Source organism: Acinetobacter zhairuonensis (assembly GCF_022601715.1).
Taxonomy (GTDB): domain Bacteria; phylum Pseudomonadota; class Gammaproteobacteria; order Pseudomonadales; family Moraxellaceae; genus Acinetobacter.
On sequence record NZ_JAKVIM010000013.1, the window covers coordinates 1 to 14,720 of the forward strand.

At 41.9% G+C, this 14,720-nt stretch carries 16 protein-coding genes; 6 read left to right on the forward strand and 10 right to left on the reverse strand.

Going from position 1 to position 14,720, the window contains the following annotated elements:
- The 3 genes from MKI85_RS11205 to rimI all read left to right on the forward strand — a co-directional run.
- Positions 1–76 (forward strand): EF-Tu C-terminal domain-related protein (locus MKI85_RS11205; protein WP_445585612.1); only part of this gene is annotated, 76 nt, incomplete at its 5' end.
- Between the two features lie 342 nt (positions 77–418).
- Complete coding sequence (locus tag MKI85_RS11210; RefSeq protein WP_241627909.1) at positions 419–1,300, forward strand: metal-dependent hydrolase; 882 nt, start codon at positions 419–421, stop codon at positions 1,298–1,300.
- A gap of 117 nt (positions 1,301–1,417) precedes the next feature.
- Entirely contained in the window at positions 1,418–1,876 is a 459-nt protein-coding gene (rimI, locus tag MKI85_RS11215) for a ribosomal protein S18-alanine N-acetyltransferase (RefSeq protein WP_241627825.1), read from the forward strand.
- Between the two features lie 38 nt (positions 1,877–1,914).
- Here rimI and MKI85_RS11220 read toward each other — a convergent pair whose 3' ends face one another.
- Positions 1,915–2,730 (reverse strand): arginyltransferase, encoded by an 816-nt coding sequence (locus MKI85_RS11220; RefSeq protein ID WP_241627826.1) that lies wholly within the window; start codon positions 2,728–2,730, stop codon positions 1,915–1,917.
- A gap of 19 nt (positions 2,731–2,749) precedes the next feature.
- Positions 2,750–3,481, reverse strand: a complete 732-nt coding sequence (gene aat, locus MKI85_RS11225; RefSeq protein WP_241627827.1) for a leucyl/phenylalanyl-tRNA--protein transferase — start codon at positions 3,479–3,481, stop codon at positions 2,750–2,752.
- Positions 3,482–3,589: 108 nt separating this feature from the next.
- Between aat and MKI85_RS11230 the strand changes: the two genes are divergently transcribed.
- Positions 3,590–3,889 (forward strand): putative quinol monooxygenase, encoded by a 300-nt coding sequence (locus MKI85_RS11230; protein WP_241627828.1) that lies wholly within the window; start codon positions 3,590–3,592, stop codon positions 3,887–3,889.
- A gap of 54 nt (positions 3,890–3,943) precedes the next feature.
- Here the strand turns inward: MKI85_RS11230 and trxB are convergent, their stop codons facing one another.
- Positions 3,944–4,894: a thioredoxin-disulfide reductase gene (gene trxB / locus MKI85_RS11235; RefSeq protein ID WP_241627829.1), complete on the reverse strand. Its 951-nt coding sequence runs from the start codon at positions 4,892–4,894 to the stop codon at positions 3,944–3,946.
- Positions 4,895–5,146: 252 nt separating this feature from the next.
- On the opposite strand from trxB, the gene MKI85_RS11240 reads away from it, so the two are divergent.
- On the forward strand, positions 5,147–8,233 hold the full coding sequence (locus MKI85_RS11240; protein ID WP_241627910.1) for a DNA translocase FtsK: 3,087 nt from the start codon (positions 5,147–5,149) through the stop codon (positions 8,231–8,233).
- Positions 8,234–8,281: 48 nt separating this feature from the next.
- Here the strand turns inward: MKI85_RS11240 and MKI85_RS11245 are convergent, their stop codons facing one another.
- Complete coding sequence (locus MKI85_RS11245; RefSeq protein WP_241627830.1) at positions 8,282–9,163, reverse strand: LysR family transcriptional regulator; 882 nt, start codon at positions 9,161–9,163, stop codon at positions 8,282–8,284.
- 106 nt (positions 9,164–9,269) lie between these two features.
- Between MKI85_RS11245 and MKI85_RS11250 the strand changes: the two genes are divergently transcribed.
- Positions 9,270–10,172: an AEC family transporter gene (locus MKI85_RS11250; RefSeq protein WP_241627831.1), complete on the forward strand. Its 903-nt coding sequence runs from the start codon at positions 9,270–9,272 to the stop codon at positions 10,170–10,172.
- Between the two features lie 40 nt (positions 10,173–10,212).
- Here the strand turns inward: MKI85_RS11250 and MKI85_RS11255 are convergent, their stop codons facing one another.
- The 6 genes from MKI85_RS11255 to MKI85_RS11280 all read right to left on the reverse strand — a co-directional run bounded on the left by MKI85_RS11255 (position 10,213) and on the right by MKI85_RS11280 (position 14,593).
- On the reverse strand, positions 10,213–10,500 hold the full coding sequence (locus MKI85_RS11255) for a PA4642 family protein (RefSeq protein ID WP_100243032.1): 288 nt from the start codon (positions 10,498–10,500) through the stop codon (positions 10,213–10,215).
- 96 nt (positions 10,501–10,596) lie between these two features.
- Entirely contained in the window at positions 10,597–10,869 is a 273-nt protein-coding gene (minE, locus tag MKI85_RS11260) for a cell division topological specificity factor MinE (RefSeq protein ID WP_100243031.1), read from the reverse strand.
- Between the two features lie 2 nt (positions 10,870–10,871).
- On the reverse strand, positions 10,872–11,684 hold the full coding sequence (gene minD, locus MKI85_RS11265) for a septum site-determining protein MinD (RefSeq protein ID WP_241627832.1): 813 nt from the start codon (positions 11,682–11,684) through the stop codon (positions 10,872–10,874).
- 65 nt (positions 11,685–11,749) lie between these two features.
- Positions 11,750–12,478 (reverse strand): septum site-determining protein MinC, encoded by a 729-nt coding sequence (gene minC / locus MKI85_RS11270; RefSeq protein ID WP_241627833.1) that lies wholly within the window; start codon positions 12,476–12,478, stop codon positions 11,750–11,752.
- A gap of 122 nt (positions 12,479–12,600) precedes the next feature.
- Positions 12,601–13,650: a preprotein translocase subunit SecA gene (locus tag MKI85_RS11275; protein ID WP_241627834.1), complete on the reverse strand. Its 1,050-nt coding sequence runs from the start codon at positions 13,648–13,650 to the stop codon at positions 12,601–12,603.
- A 4-nt stretch (positions 13,651–13,654) separates the two neighbouring features.
- Positions 13,655–14,593: an acyltransferase gene (locus tag MKI85_RS11280; protein WP_241627835.1), complete on the reverse strand. Its 939-nt coding sequence runs from the start codon at positions 14,591–14,593 to the stop codon at positions 13,655–13,657.
- Between the last annotated feature and the right edge of the window lie 127 nt (positions 14,594–14,720).

The following is a 14,720-nucleotide window of genomic DNA, read 5'->3' on the forward strand; positions in this document are numbered from 1 at the left end:
CCCAGGTCTACGTTTTGCGATCCGTGAAGGTGGTCGTACAGTAGGTGCTGGTGTTGTTGCGAAAGTAACTGCATAATCACTTTATTGTGTAAAAAAGCGCTCCTTTGGGGCGCTTTTTTTTGTTTTTTATTTTATTAATTCATTTTTTTTTAATTTATCTTGTATAGCCTTAGCTTATTTCTTGTATCGAGGAAGTGACTTGACGCATTGTTTTTCTCTTGCCTCGAAAAAATAATTTCACTTATTGCGCTTTTTCCTTACGTCGAAATAAAGCATTGCTTTATTTCTCCTCATGTCCTTAACTGATACCTCCTTGACCCTATTTGCCCTTATTTTAAGTTGTTAAAACCGTAATATTAGAAACAAGAAAAACAAGCATAAAGCAGGTTAGACCATATTGGTCTATAGGAGTCCCATGATGAATGCTAAGGCAAAAATTACCAATCGTGCAGGCGCAAGTTTCCCTGTACGTCGTATGAATTTTAATTTTGAAAATGTGCCTGAATATTGGATGAATGGCTCTGCGGGGCTGACACATTTTATGACAGCATTATCTGCACTATTTCCAGCGGGTGAGCAATTCTTTATAGATAGCGTTCGTGCGGTTCGTTATCACCCTACTATTAAAGACAATCAGGTTTTACAAAAAGAAATCAGTGCCTTTATTGGTCAAGAAGCCATGCATACGCAAGAACACGTGGGATTTAATGCTTCGGCACAAAAGTACGGACATGATGTCGCGCGTTTGGAACAGCAAACCGAAATAGTTATTCAAGGCTTTCGTAAAACCGCAGTCCTTTTGTTTAAACCTGTGGGTGTTACCCAAGAAATGATTGACTTAATGGGAACCACTGCATTAGAGCATTTTACGGCAACCATTGCTTCACAATTGTTAGTGAATAAACACATTCAGGAATTGATGACCGATGAAACCATGTCGACCATGTGGTATTGGCATGCAGTTGAAGAAAATGAACATAAAGCTGTGGCTTATGATGTATTTGAAGGGGTATTTGGGACGGGTATGAAAGCCTATCTCGCACGTTGCGGATCCTTAATTGCCGCGATGGCGACTTTACTTGTAGTGCAAAGCTATTTTGTCTTACGTTTATTAAAACAAGACAAGCAACTTAATTTTAAAGCTTTAAAAGACATCTATATTTATGGCTATAGTCCATCCAAAGGGATTATTACAGGGATGGGACGTGAAATGCTGGCGTACTTTAAACCAGGATTTCACCCAAATCATTTAGACACCGTAAGTTTGTTGGCAAATTGGAAGGTAAAATTAGGCTTGTAGTGCTGGATTGTACGCTTGAAAGAGCAGAGGGATAGTAAAAATATCCCTGTTTTTGTTCGTTTCTATACGAAAAATTTTTATAATGCCTGTTCATATAGATCATTAAGATGAACGGGCATGATTCGTTTAATGCAGCACAGCGATGTCAATGCAGTCGCTCAAATTGAAAAATTGGTACAAAGCCATCCTTGGACAATCTCTCAATTTCAGGATGCCGTGGAAAGTTACCAAAGTACGGTGATTGAGCAGGCTGGGCAAGTGGTGGGCTTTTGTATTTTACAGCCAGTACTTGATGAGGCGAATTTACTCTTGATGGCGATTCATCCGAATCAGCAAGGCAAAGGCTTAGGTTTTCAGCTTTTAGAGCTATCGATAGCGCTTTTAAAAAATCAGCCTGTACAAATTTTTTTAGAAGTGCGGGAAAGCAATCAAGCTGCAATTGCACTGTATGAAAAAGCAGGTTTCCATCAGATTGATTTACGTAAAAATTACTATCCATCTCCGAATGGTGGACGCGAGCATGCCATTATTATGGTGAAGGCATGCACCGATGATTTTGCGCAATTGTTTAAATAGTCCTTGGATGGAGTGAACTAGCTCCATCATATGCAGACTTATTTAATAATCGAATTGTTCCAGCCTGAGGGGAGTGTGGTCATCAACGAGTTTCCCAGAAGCTGAATTTCTTCTGTACTGAGGGAACGATTAATGCGACGCCATTGTCCATCAAGCAACAATTCTAATGGGGTGTATTGCGATTTGTAATTCATTTTATTGGAATGAGGTACCCAGTAGCCCAAATAGACATAGTCCAACTGTTGCTGCTTTGCATATTCAATCTGTTTCATAATGGCAAAAGCTCCTAATGAACGACGGTTTTCATCGGGATCAAAAAAAGTATAGACCGCAGATAGACCATCATCCAGTTGGTCACAGGTGGAAACGCAGAGCAATTGTTCATCTTTCCAAAGTTCGAGGAAAAAGCTTTCACTACAGCTATGAATAAGGAACTTTTCAAATTGATCATAACTCGGTGGGAACATATCACCATCGGCATGTCGTTCGCGGATATACCGTTCATACAGGGCATAATGCACATCACTGGCATCTTTGGGCTGGGTAATTTTTACCGTCAAATCTTGGTTTCGCTTCCATGCTTTTTTTTGCTTACTGTTCATCTGGAAGTCTTGTACAGGGACACGGCAAGATAGGCACTGGCGGCATAAATGACACTCAGGGCGATAGACAAAGTCACCGCTACGTCGGAAGCCGACACGGGAAAGTTCGGATAAAGTCACCACATCAATCCGATGTGCTGGATCTAGAAAGACCATCCGTGCTGATTTTTTTTCAAGGTAACTGCATTCATGTGGTGGTGTAATGTAGTACTGCAAATCATTTAACAGGGACTTCGGGTGATAAGAATTCATAAAGATCCCTCTATTGTTCTCATTCGATTAACTGCGAAGATAACGCTATTCTTTTACTTGAAAATACACCCTCTTGATACTTTTTCCAATCGATAGGGGGTTGTTTTATAATATCTTGTAACGAATTTAGGTATTCTTGTCGAGAAATCGTACAAGCACCGAGACTAAGTAAATGATCATTGACCAATTGGCAGTCAATCCAAGGCAGTTGATTTTCTTGTCCAAGCAGCATCAAGGTATAAAAAGCCATTTTTGACACATCGGTACGGGTGCTAAACATCGACTCCCCAAAGCAGCCTTTACCAATGCTGACACCATACAGCCCACCTACAAGCTTTTCTTGTTCCCAGACTTCCACACTATAGGCATAGCCCGCGGCGAACATGCCCAAATAGCCTTGAATGATGTCTTCTGAGATCCAGGTTTCATCTGCATAGCTACGGGGCAGGGCACAAGAGCGTATAACCGATTCAAAAGCATGATTGATGGTAATTTTATAATCATGCTTTTTCATGTTGCGTAGTAAGGATTTGCTCGGATGATATTGCTCGGGTTGAATAATGCAGCGTGGCTCTGGGCACCACCAGCAAATCGGCTCATCGGCTGAAAACCATGGGAAAAGTCCATGGGTATAGGCTTCATACAAGGTGGAAGGGGAGAGGTCTGCGCCAATACAAATTAAACCATGACCATCTGGATCGGCTTCAATGGGGTCAGGGAAAACGAATTGAGAGAGTGTAAGTTTCTGCATAGAAGATAAAATGAAATGGAATGGTTTAAAATTAACGGAACTAAGTTTCATTGACAATTTTTATTGTTCAACTTTAGCATGCATGAACGAATAGAAAAGGTTTGTGTGATGCTAAAAATTATTGCAGAAGATTTTATTGATATTAAAAAAATTGATTTGGTTTTAGCACTTTATCAAGAACTTGTTGATAAAACGAGATGTGAAGAAGGATGTGTTGCGTACGATTTATATCATGATATAAAAAATTTAGGACATTTTGTTTTTATTGAGGAATGGGTAGACCGAGCTGCATTAGATCGACATGTTCAGTCTGAGCACTTTCAACGGTTAGTTCCTCAAATTGACCAATATCAGACGAGGGCAGGACGCTTTACACATTTGGACCATTTTGAAAATATGAAGAGATAAACATCATAAAAAAGACACCCAATCATTTATTGGATGTCTTTTGTATCGATTGAATTAACCGAGATTATCTAGATATTTTTCAGCATCGAGTGCAGCCATACAGCCTGAACCTGCTGAAGTAATCGCTTGACGGTAGATACTGTCTGCAACGTCACCTGCTGCAAATACACCCGCAACCGAAGTTGCAGTGGCATTACCTGAAGTGCCGCTTTGAACTTGAATATAACCTTCACGTAAGTTTAGTTGACCTTCAAACATGCCTGTATTTGGTTTGTGACCAATGGCAATGAATAAGCCCTGAACATCCACATCTTGTGTGCTTTCATCAGTCGTTGATTTCAAACGCACTGCAGTGACACCCGTGTTGTCGCCCAATACTTCATCGACTTGATTGTTCCAAAGAATGCTAATTTTGCCTTCTTTTTCTTTTTCAAATAAATGATCTTGTAGAATTTTTTCAGAACGTAAGCTGTCACGACGGTGAACAAGTGTCACGTGTGAAGCAATGTTAGACAGATAAAGTGCTTCTTCGACAGCAGTGTTACCACCACCCACGACCATCACTTTCTGGTTTTTATAGAAGAAACCATCACAGGTTGCGCAAGCACTCACACCTTGACCCATGAATTTAGCTTCAGATTCTAAACCTAAATATTGTGCGGTCGCACCTGTCGAGATGATCAGCGCATCACAGGTGAACTCTTCCATATCACCTTTGAGGACAAATGGGCGAACACTGAGATCCACTTCATTGATGTGGTCATAGACGATTTCAGTACCAAAACGTTCTGCATGAGCTTGCATACGTTCCATTAGCGCTGGACCCGTTAAACCTTCAGGGTCACCAGGCCAGTTGTCGACTTCAGTGGTTGTGGTCAATTGACCACCTAATTGTAAGCCAGCAATAAGCATAGGTTTTAAATTGGCACGTGCAGCATAAACGGCAGCGCTATAACCTGCAGGACCAGAACCTAAAATAATTAATCGTGAGTGACGAGCGCTCATTCGCGACATCCTTTTTTTCTTTCAAAATTTATGAAATTATACGTGAAAGTGTATAACAGTTGTGTGTGATCAATGTGGGTAATATTGATCATGCAAATCGATTTGAGCTATATAGAATAAAGTTAACAACAAGCCCTCATAATCTTGCATCTTTTTTACGTGAACAGGTGCATAATATCAGGTTTTATTAAGAAACAAATTCAGGTTGTTTTCTAGAAAAACATGAATGAAAAAATGCCTACAGGACAGAGTATGACTGCGGTGTCGGGTGCTTATGCACAGCGCTTAATGATGACATTATTTTTAGTCTCATTTGGGATTTATCTGTTCCTTGCAACAGTCACTTATACGCCTTTTGATCCAGGCTGGATGCATATATCGAGTGACACTCAACAAGTGTCGAATGCAAGTGGTGTTGCAGGAGCTTGGATTTCAGATTTATTGTTTGGATTTTTAGGCTGGGCAAGCTTACTCATTCCAATTTTCTTATTTATTGAAGCAATTCAGGTTTGGTGGCCACGTAGCTTTTTGAACCGACCATTCCGTTATGCTGCCCAATTTTTTATTCTGTTAGCGACTGCAACTTTATTATATTTATTCTGGGAAGTGCCCGCGGACACTTTAGCCAATGCCTCTGGCGGTATTATTGGTTATGAGTTGGGGCAAAGCCTAAGCCAGCTTTTGACTATTTATGGTGCTGCAATTTTCTTAATCGTGTTTTGGTTAGTGTTATTTACCCTCGCATTTGCGATCAAGTGGAATAAGACTTGGGAGACACTACAAGCAACACCTGCTTACCTACAAGATTTGTTTTATAAAAATGTGCCAGAAAGTGAGTCGGACTTTGACCGTACCACTCCGCAGGTGAAAAAACAGGTGGTTGCCGTTGCCCCAAGTAAAACATCTGTACCAGCAGAATCAACTGTTGAAACTCAGCCTCTGAATCCTGTAGAGCAGCCTTTTGTTGCGGGTGTAGCAGCAGAACGTTTGTTTGATGATATGGTGCAGAAAGAGTCGACTACGCCCCAAACTATTGATTTAGATGATGATGAAGAGTTTGAAAAGACTTTAGCTAAAGCACACCAACTTGAACAAGACAGTCAGCGTAAGATTGCAACAGGTGAAGTTTGGCGTGCGCTGAATACCCATAATGATCATCAACATAAACAAGATATTGAAGCATTACTCAAAGCAGCTGAAGATGAAACAGTAATTCCGAAGCATGACTTTAGTTCTGTGGTTGAGCGAGAACATCCTACTAATGTTGCGCTTGAAGTTCCAGCCAACAAAGTGGAAAGCCGTGTTGATTGGGATGATGATGAGATCTTTGATGATTTACTTGCAGCTGTTCCTAGTGGCAAAACGGCAACCGATATACATAGTCCGTTTCAGCGTCCTGAATTACAAGTGATTCAACCTGCTGAATATGCAGCTGATCTTGCAATTGCAGAATCGGCAGCACTAGGAGCCACGGTTGCTACAGCAACCGCTGTAGGCGTTGCGGAAGGGGCGGTTAAGGCTCGCTTACTGAATGATGAATTAGATCGTTTTCTGGATGATTTTGATGCAGAAGAGCATCAAGCTGAGGCTACTGTAGCTACGCAACCGACGACATCATCTTATGCACAATCCTCTGCATTTGTACAAGCACCGATTCAGCATGCCCCGATTGATACAACTGCAAACAGCGCAGCGCAGGCAAAAGCTGAGTTATCTAAAGAAGCCTTTATCGAAGCTTGGCAAGAAACCGCAGGTAAGCCCCAAGATGAAGATGAGTTTGTTTTTGATGCTCCGTTGACTGATGCAGCAGGACGACCAATGTCACGTGCCATGCAAGTGGCACAAAAGCGCCGTGATTTATCGACTTTACCTGGCTTAGAATTGCTGGATCGTGTTGATCCCAACAAGAAGGTGAACTTTACTGCCGAGCAATTGGCTCGCCTATCTGAATTACTTGAAATTAAGCTGCAAGAGTTTAATGTCAAAGCTAAAGTGGTCGAGGCTCAACCAGGTCCTGTCGTGACACGTTTTGAATTAGATTTAGCGCCAGGGGTGAAAGCCTCTAAAGTCACCAATATCTCCAAAGATTTGGCGCGTTCCATGTCCATGGCTTCGGTGCGTGTGGTGGAAGTGATTCCAGGTAAACCGTACATTGGGATTGAAGTGCCGAATAGTGCACGAGAAATGGTACGTTTGATTGAGCTGTTGGAAACACCTACTTATCGAGACCCTACGGGCTTACTGTCTATGGCAATGGGTAAGGATATTTCAGGGAATCCTGTGATCACAGACTTGGGCAAGGCACCACATATGTTGGTGGCTGGGACAACAGGTTCGGGTAAATCCGTTGCAGTCAACTCGATGATCTTATCGATGTTACTCAAATACACCCCAGATCAGTTGCGCTTAATCTTAATTGACCCAAAACAGCTAGAATTGGCGAACTATAATGATATTCCGCATTTGCTCACGCCTGTTGTGACCGACATGAAAGATGCAGTAAGTGCTTTAAACTGGTGTGTCAATGAAATGGAACGCCGTTATAAGCTGATGTCTTTCTTGAAAATTCGTAAACTGGCGGACTATAACCGCAAAGTGGAAGAAGCAATTGCGAATGGCGAAGATTTAATTGATCCAACTTGGAAACCAAGTGATTCCGCAACTCAGGAACGCGCACCACGTTTAACCCCGTTACCTTCGATTGTGATTGTGGCGGATGAATTTGCCGATATGATCATGCAGGTGGGTAAAAAAGCCGAAGAAATGATTACCCGTTTGGCACAGAAATCACGTGCGGCAGGGATTCATTTACTCCTCGCGACGCAACGCCCATCAGTCGACGTGATTACAGGTTTGATTAAAGCCAACATTCCGACGCGTGTTGCGTTACGTGTCAACAGTAAAATTGACTCGCGAACTATTCTGGATGCGGGTGGTGCAGAAGACATGCTGGGTCATGGTGATATGCTATTTTTAGGACCAGGTAAAATTGAGCCTGAACGTGTGCATGGTGCCTTTATTTCGGATGATGAAGTGAATCGTATCTGCGATGCTTGGCGTGAACGTGGTGATCCGGACTATATTGATGAGATTCTCACACCATTTGATGAAGAGCCGACCTCACGTGGTTTTGAAGAGGGTGATGGGGGTTCTGATCGTGATGCCTTATATGATCAATGTGTTTCCTTTGTACTAGAAACCCGTAAAGCATCTACTTCGTCCTTACAGCGTAAGTTCAGCTTGGGGTATAACCGTGCTGCACGAATCATCGATCAGATGGAAGAAAATGGCATTGTAAGTGCCATGGGGCCCAACGGCAAACGAGATATTTTGGTTTAATATTGTTCTTTGGAAAAGCCTGCTTGAAAGCAGGCTTTTTTATTGGGCTTAATCATAGAACATGGTCTGGGCGAGCTCTATAAAGGCACGTGTTGCGGGACTCATCAGTTTTTGATTGCGTACTGCGAGTCCAATTTCGCGCTGCGTGTTGGGCAGTAAGGGTCTTTTCACGACATTGGGGTGCAGTGCCAGCAATTCAGGCGTCATTGCCATATCTGCCACGATAGAAATCCCTTCGTGTTGATTGACCATATTTAAAATGGTGAGCAGTTGCGACAGTTGATACTGAATTTTGGGCTGGATTTCATATTGTTTGAGTAGTTTTTCAATATGCGTCTGACTGCCGGCTTTGGTCAAAATAAATGGATAATGCGTGAGTTGGGTAATATCGACCTGACTCATTTGTGCGATCGGGTAAGAGTTGGGAATCAGCGCGATGAAAATGTCTTTAATCAGCGGGAAGGTATCCAGTTGATGATTGGGCAGGACAGCAAATCCGACATCTACCTGCTGATTTAAAATCCATTGCGTGACTTCATCATCGGTGCTTTCTTCAACAAAGACCTCGATGTGAGGATATTGCGTTCTAAATGCCTGTAGCAGTTCGGGTAGGAGGTGAATTGAAGCTGATGCACCAAAGGAACCAATTCTTAAGCTGCCTTGCTGTAGCCCATGCGATGCAGCGATTTGTTGTTGCATCACTTGTGCCGTATTTAAAATTTCTTGGGCATGAATACGTAGCTGTTGCCCAATTTCAGTGAGTACTACATTGTTTTGTTCCCGACTAAACAATTTTACACGCCAAAAATGCTCCAGACTTTTAATGGCATGTGAAACGGCAGACTGAGAAATTCCCAGTTGTTTTGCCGCATTGCTAAAACTCTGGTGCTTTGCGACCAATAAGAAGATTTCGAGCTGGCTAAAGGTCATTAGGGGTATGAGTAAATGCTCATTTTATTATGAGATGGAATAAGGATTATATTCTGCTTGCAACATGAGTCAAAGCAGACTTGTGTACTGGAATTGGAACACCTCAATGAACATGATTTTGGCACTCTTCCCCTTGGTTGGCTTAATTGGGCTGGGATACATCTTTAAACGAACTCACTTTTTACAAGATGAGTTTTGGGGGAATTCAGAAAAATTAAACTACTATATTTTATTCCCTGCACTGCTATTTACTAATTTGGCTGATGTGGAGTTAGAACTCAGTTCAATTCTTAGTCTTTACATTTGCTTGCTGCTGGTCATCCTGCTGCTTAGTGTATTTTTACTGATCCTTAAGGTTTATGTGCGTATTCCAGTACGCCGTTTCGGTGTCTATTTACAAAGCCAGATTCGTTTTAATACGTATATCGGGCTTTCTTTAATGGGGCTGATGTTTGGTGCTGCGGGAATGCACTTATTTGCCATGATTATTGCTGTGGCAATTCCCGTGGTGAATGTGCTGTCGGTCTGGTCATTTAGCCAGAGTGCAAAGGGGCAGTTTCGCCAGACTTTGATTTCAATTGTTAAAAATCCCCTAATTCTGGCATGTGTGGTGGGAATTTTATTTAATCTGTCGGATTTAAGCCTGTATGCGGGTGTTGCACAATTATTGAAATTGCTGGCAAGTACCAGTCTACCCTTGGGACTTATTTCTGTTGGGGCTGCATTGCAGTTCAGTCAGTTAAAATCTGATTTCTGGCGAGTGATTTGGAATAGTCTGTCGCGACTGCTGCTTGTACCTGTTTTGACTTATGCGATTGGGAAAGGCTTGGGGCTTGAGCCATTGCATATTCAGGTATTGGTGGTGTTTTTTGCTTTACCTACAGCTTCGGCATCGTATATTTTGACCCGATTCTTTCATGGTGACAGTCAACTCATGGCCGCGATTATTAGCATGCAAACTCTGTTGTTTGCATTGAGCTTTCCTGTGCTGATGCAATTCTTGTTTTAGCATCGAAATAAAAAAGCCTACACGAGGTAGGCTTTGAAGTTTAGGCAAATTTTGCCAATACTTCGAGGAATTCAGCACGTTGGCGCGGGTATTCAGCAATCACATCATGAATACGCTGACCTTGTGGATTGGTTGCATTCACATCACGACCATCGGCAACAAATTGAGTTAACAAGCGTTGATAATCCATTGGACGCATATGTTTGAATGCATGGTAAAGCACATGAAAGTCGGCATTAACTCCTGCAGGAGGAAGCTGATTTAAATAGGCAAAAACACGCTCATCCGACCATTCTTCATTAAACGTTGCTGGCTGAGATAATGCCATCGCAAACTCCTTGGTATATTCTTTTCAAACTAAAAAGGCAAAATAGCTGTCGCTATTTTGCCTTGAATCAATTTGCTTGACTAATCAGAATTCAGATTATCGCTCTTCAGGCAAATTGATATTCATCTCAAGCATTTCAATATTCGCTTCTGAACGAACTGACATTTGAATGTGTTGTTCATCTACACCGCGAACATAGCGATTGACCACTTGCATGATCTCTTTTTTCATCTGGTCAATTTTATCTTGGCTTAAACGTTTTCCTAACCCCTGTTCAGAAGCCACGATGACTTTCAAGCGGTCTTTCGCCATTTGCGCGCTTGATGGTTTATCGTCACTACTAAATAGTTTACTCCAGAATCCTGCCATATTTACGCTCCAAATAATCGTGCTAACCAGCCTTTAGGTTTGACTGTGATGTGACGGTAAGGACGGTCTTCACCCAAAAAGCGTGCCACGAGGTCATCATAAGCTTGTCCAGCTTCTGCTTCTTGGAACAGAATGACTGGTTTACCTTCGTTTGATGCTTGTAAAACGCTCTTACATTCAGGCACGACACCGAGTGTAGGTACACGTAAAATGTCTTTTGAAATGTCATCAATGGTGAGCATTTCTTGCTTGTCTGCACGTTCTGGATTGAAGCGAGTAATACACAAATGTTTGCGTATACGTCCTTCGTTCTGTTCTACTTTTTTAGTTTTACTGTCCAACATGCCAATGATGCGGTCAGAGTCGCGTACTGACGAAATCTCAGGGTTGGTGACAATAATGGCTTCATCAGCATGGTACATCGCAAGGATGGCACCACGTTCAATACCTGCTGGTGAGTCACAAATAATGTAATCGAATTCCTGAGCTAATTCGTCCATTACACGTGCAACGCCTTCATCGGTTAACGCATCTTTATCGCGCGTTTGCGATGCTGGCAAAATATATAAATTTTCAATATCTTTATCACGAATAAGTGCTTGCTGTAATCGTGCTTCGTTATTTAAAACATTCACAAAATCATACACAACACGACGTTCGCAGCCCATAATAAGGTCTAAGTTACGTAAACCTACGTCAAAATCGATAACAACAGTTTTGTGACCACGTAGGGCTAAACCTGTTGCAAAAGATGCACTGGTCGTAGTTTTGCCTACGCCACCTTTGCCTGATGTTACGACAACAATTTTCGCCACCGAATCCACTCCTGTTATGGTATATCCCCCCTTTAATTAGCGGGGTTTTGGTGTTTATTTATACATTAAAATTCCAGAGCTTTAAATTCAAGCTCTTGGTTTTCATTTAAATAAATATGTACGGACTTTTTTACGACATGGGGTGGAATATCATCGGCAACACAATATGTCCCTGCAATAGAAACCAATTCGGCTTCTAATGAGTGACAGAAAATGCGAGCAGCACTGTTTCCACCAGCACCTGCGATGACTCTACCACGAACACTGCCATAAATATGTATATTTCCTGATGCAATTACTTCTGAGCCGCTGTTAATACCTGCATTGACGATGATATCGCCATGATCTTGGACCAAGCATTGACCCGTACGTAAAATTTCATCGTGATATGAAGTGATGTGACCAATATGACGTGCTGGCGTTACAGGTTTGGTTTCACTTTCATTGCTTTTCGGTGGTTCAGCCACCGGTTCAACAATCACTTGTTCTTGTGTCGCTTTAATGCGTTGTAACGGCTTATTATCTGCTGGCAACACAGGAAACTGAATCGCCCGTGCTTGGTCACCCAATAGTCCATCAATCACAGCCATGGGCTGTAAATCTAAGTCGAGTAACAGTTGAATCAGAGCAATCAGCTCTTGTTCAACGGTACTGTCTAAAATCACAAGGGCACCATGGGTTGTGCTGTCTTGAAGTAATTGGGTCAGTTGTTGACGAATGGCATTATGGTCATTTGTGTCGAAGGTTAATCTACTAAAGTTAACCATTCTACCGGTGATCCGAATATCAGCCATATTTTATCCTTAAGACTTCGAAGCTATTGGTTTTATGCCGAAGCGATGTTGTAAATAGAGCAAATCCTAGAACAAATTCCATGAATTCTCTAGCCAAGTTTGTAACTTTTTTATCTTAGTGCTTATTCTTTAGCTTGATTGAGCTCTTCGAGGTCTTCTAGCCACTGTTTTACCTTCACTTGCTTGCGAATTGCATCCAAACTTTCATACACAGCAGACTCAACCAACTGTTCGAGAGTTTCATTATCAATGTTTAATTCACTAACTTTTTCTGCAATCAGCTTGTACGTATGATTTGGTTGTTCGGGGCTACCTGCCATTAAAGGTTCTAAAATGCCATAGGTAATATTTTCACCTAAACGCTGCCCAATGCTCTGAATTTGATGTTCAATCCGACTGCCCACAATGGGAATTAAACGTAACAGTTGAGTCAGTTCAGGCGTATCTTCGATTGATTTATTGACAATGGCACCAATATTTTGCGCAATGACCGATTGCTGTTCTTTCAGTTCGACAGCCAGAGATTCCTGTAATACTTCAGCCAAGGCTTGCGCAAATAAAGTACGGTGATGATCGACCAAATCATGAATGATTTTTTTATGGGTCGAACTGGTATTGAGTTCATGTTTGACCCCATCTAGAACCGTAATCACCACACGATCTGACAATTCTTCCATAATCACGCGATAGTAAAATTTTGCGCGTTGCTGGATGGACTGCGAGATGACGTTATAGCCCAATTCATGCAAGCGATACACAATAATGCCTGCACGGAATAAACGTAAGAAACGTAAGTGCGGAATAATCGCAAGGACTTCATACCAGTGAATAAACGGAAAGAAGAACCAGCGACGATGATGCCGGTAAATGACTGCAATAACCCAACGTACCAAGAGTTCTACGATTAAAAATAAGATGAAATAGGCTTCTGAGGTAATTACCCAAGGGTGCAGATGTGTGCGATAAAAGCTCAGGACTTCATCTAAATGAATTGAGCTTAGGAACCAGCTACCAATATTGCTCATCAGGAAGAAATTGGCAGCCAAGCAGAACAAGTTAAAAATGATCAGGAATACCATGAGGGTGTCATAGATCAGATAGAGTTTGAATGACCAGCTCTGCGGATCGACACGGTGATATTTTGATTTGGGTGCTGAATTGTTCTGCTTCATCGGGTTATACCTTATGTACTTCAGCAGTCGTCGAATACTTGGTTTTCATCTGACTAATTAGCTGATCTTTTTCAGTCCAGAGTTGATCGACCCATGCTTGGAAACGCGCACGATATTCTTCATCATCTTCGTAGTTTCCGCCTAAAACCCAGTCAGGAATGTCGATTTTACGTAAATTTACGGCAATTCTACCAACGTCTCCCAACCAAAATTCGCCATAACCTGGAGCACCATCTGGATAAACAATGGTCATGTCTACCAATGCATCAATTTGATCGCCCAAAATATTCAGGGCAAGGGCGAAACCGCCTGCTTTAGGTTTAAGTAGATTTTGGTAAGGTGAGTTTTGCTGCTGGTGCTTTTTAGGGGTAAAGCGTGTGCCTTCTAAATAGTTCAGCAGGGTAAAAGGCTGACTGAGTAATTGTTTGCAGGATTTGCGTGCTTCCTCTAAGTCTCTGGTTTTGAGTTCAGGATTTTTGGCAATTTCTTCTTTGGTATGTCGCTTCATCATCGGGAAGCCTAAAATTTTGAAGGCTTGTCCTACAAAGGGAATAAAAATCAGTTCCCATTTGGTGAAGAAGCGCGTCAGAGGCATACGGGTCAAACCAAAATATTGATTGACGGTGGTGTCCACCCAACTTTGGTGGTTACAGGTCATTAAGTATCGACCCTGCATACTTAAGTCCAGATCTTCATCGACACTAATGTCCCATTGCACATGCGGTAGTACATGATCAATTAACCAGTTATTGACCCCTAACCAGCTATTGGTGATTTGAATATTGGTTTCATCCACTTTACGGGACTGTTTAAACAGTTTCGTGAAACCAAGCGCTAATACGGGAGGGCCATGAAAAAAAGTGCTGCCCGTCATAACAGAGCCAACAGTGAGTCCACGTGTGATTTTTTTTAGTATGGGTTGTTTGTTTGCTGGAGATGACATATAAAAAATAATCCTGAGTAAAATCATCCATTATCGTTATTGAATATAGTTACAAATTCTGGAAATAAAACAAGCGTTGTGTTTCGTAAATTATTCTCCACGATTGGAGAAACATGTAGGGAATGTG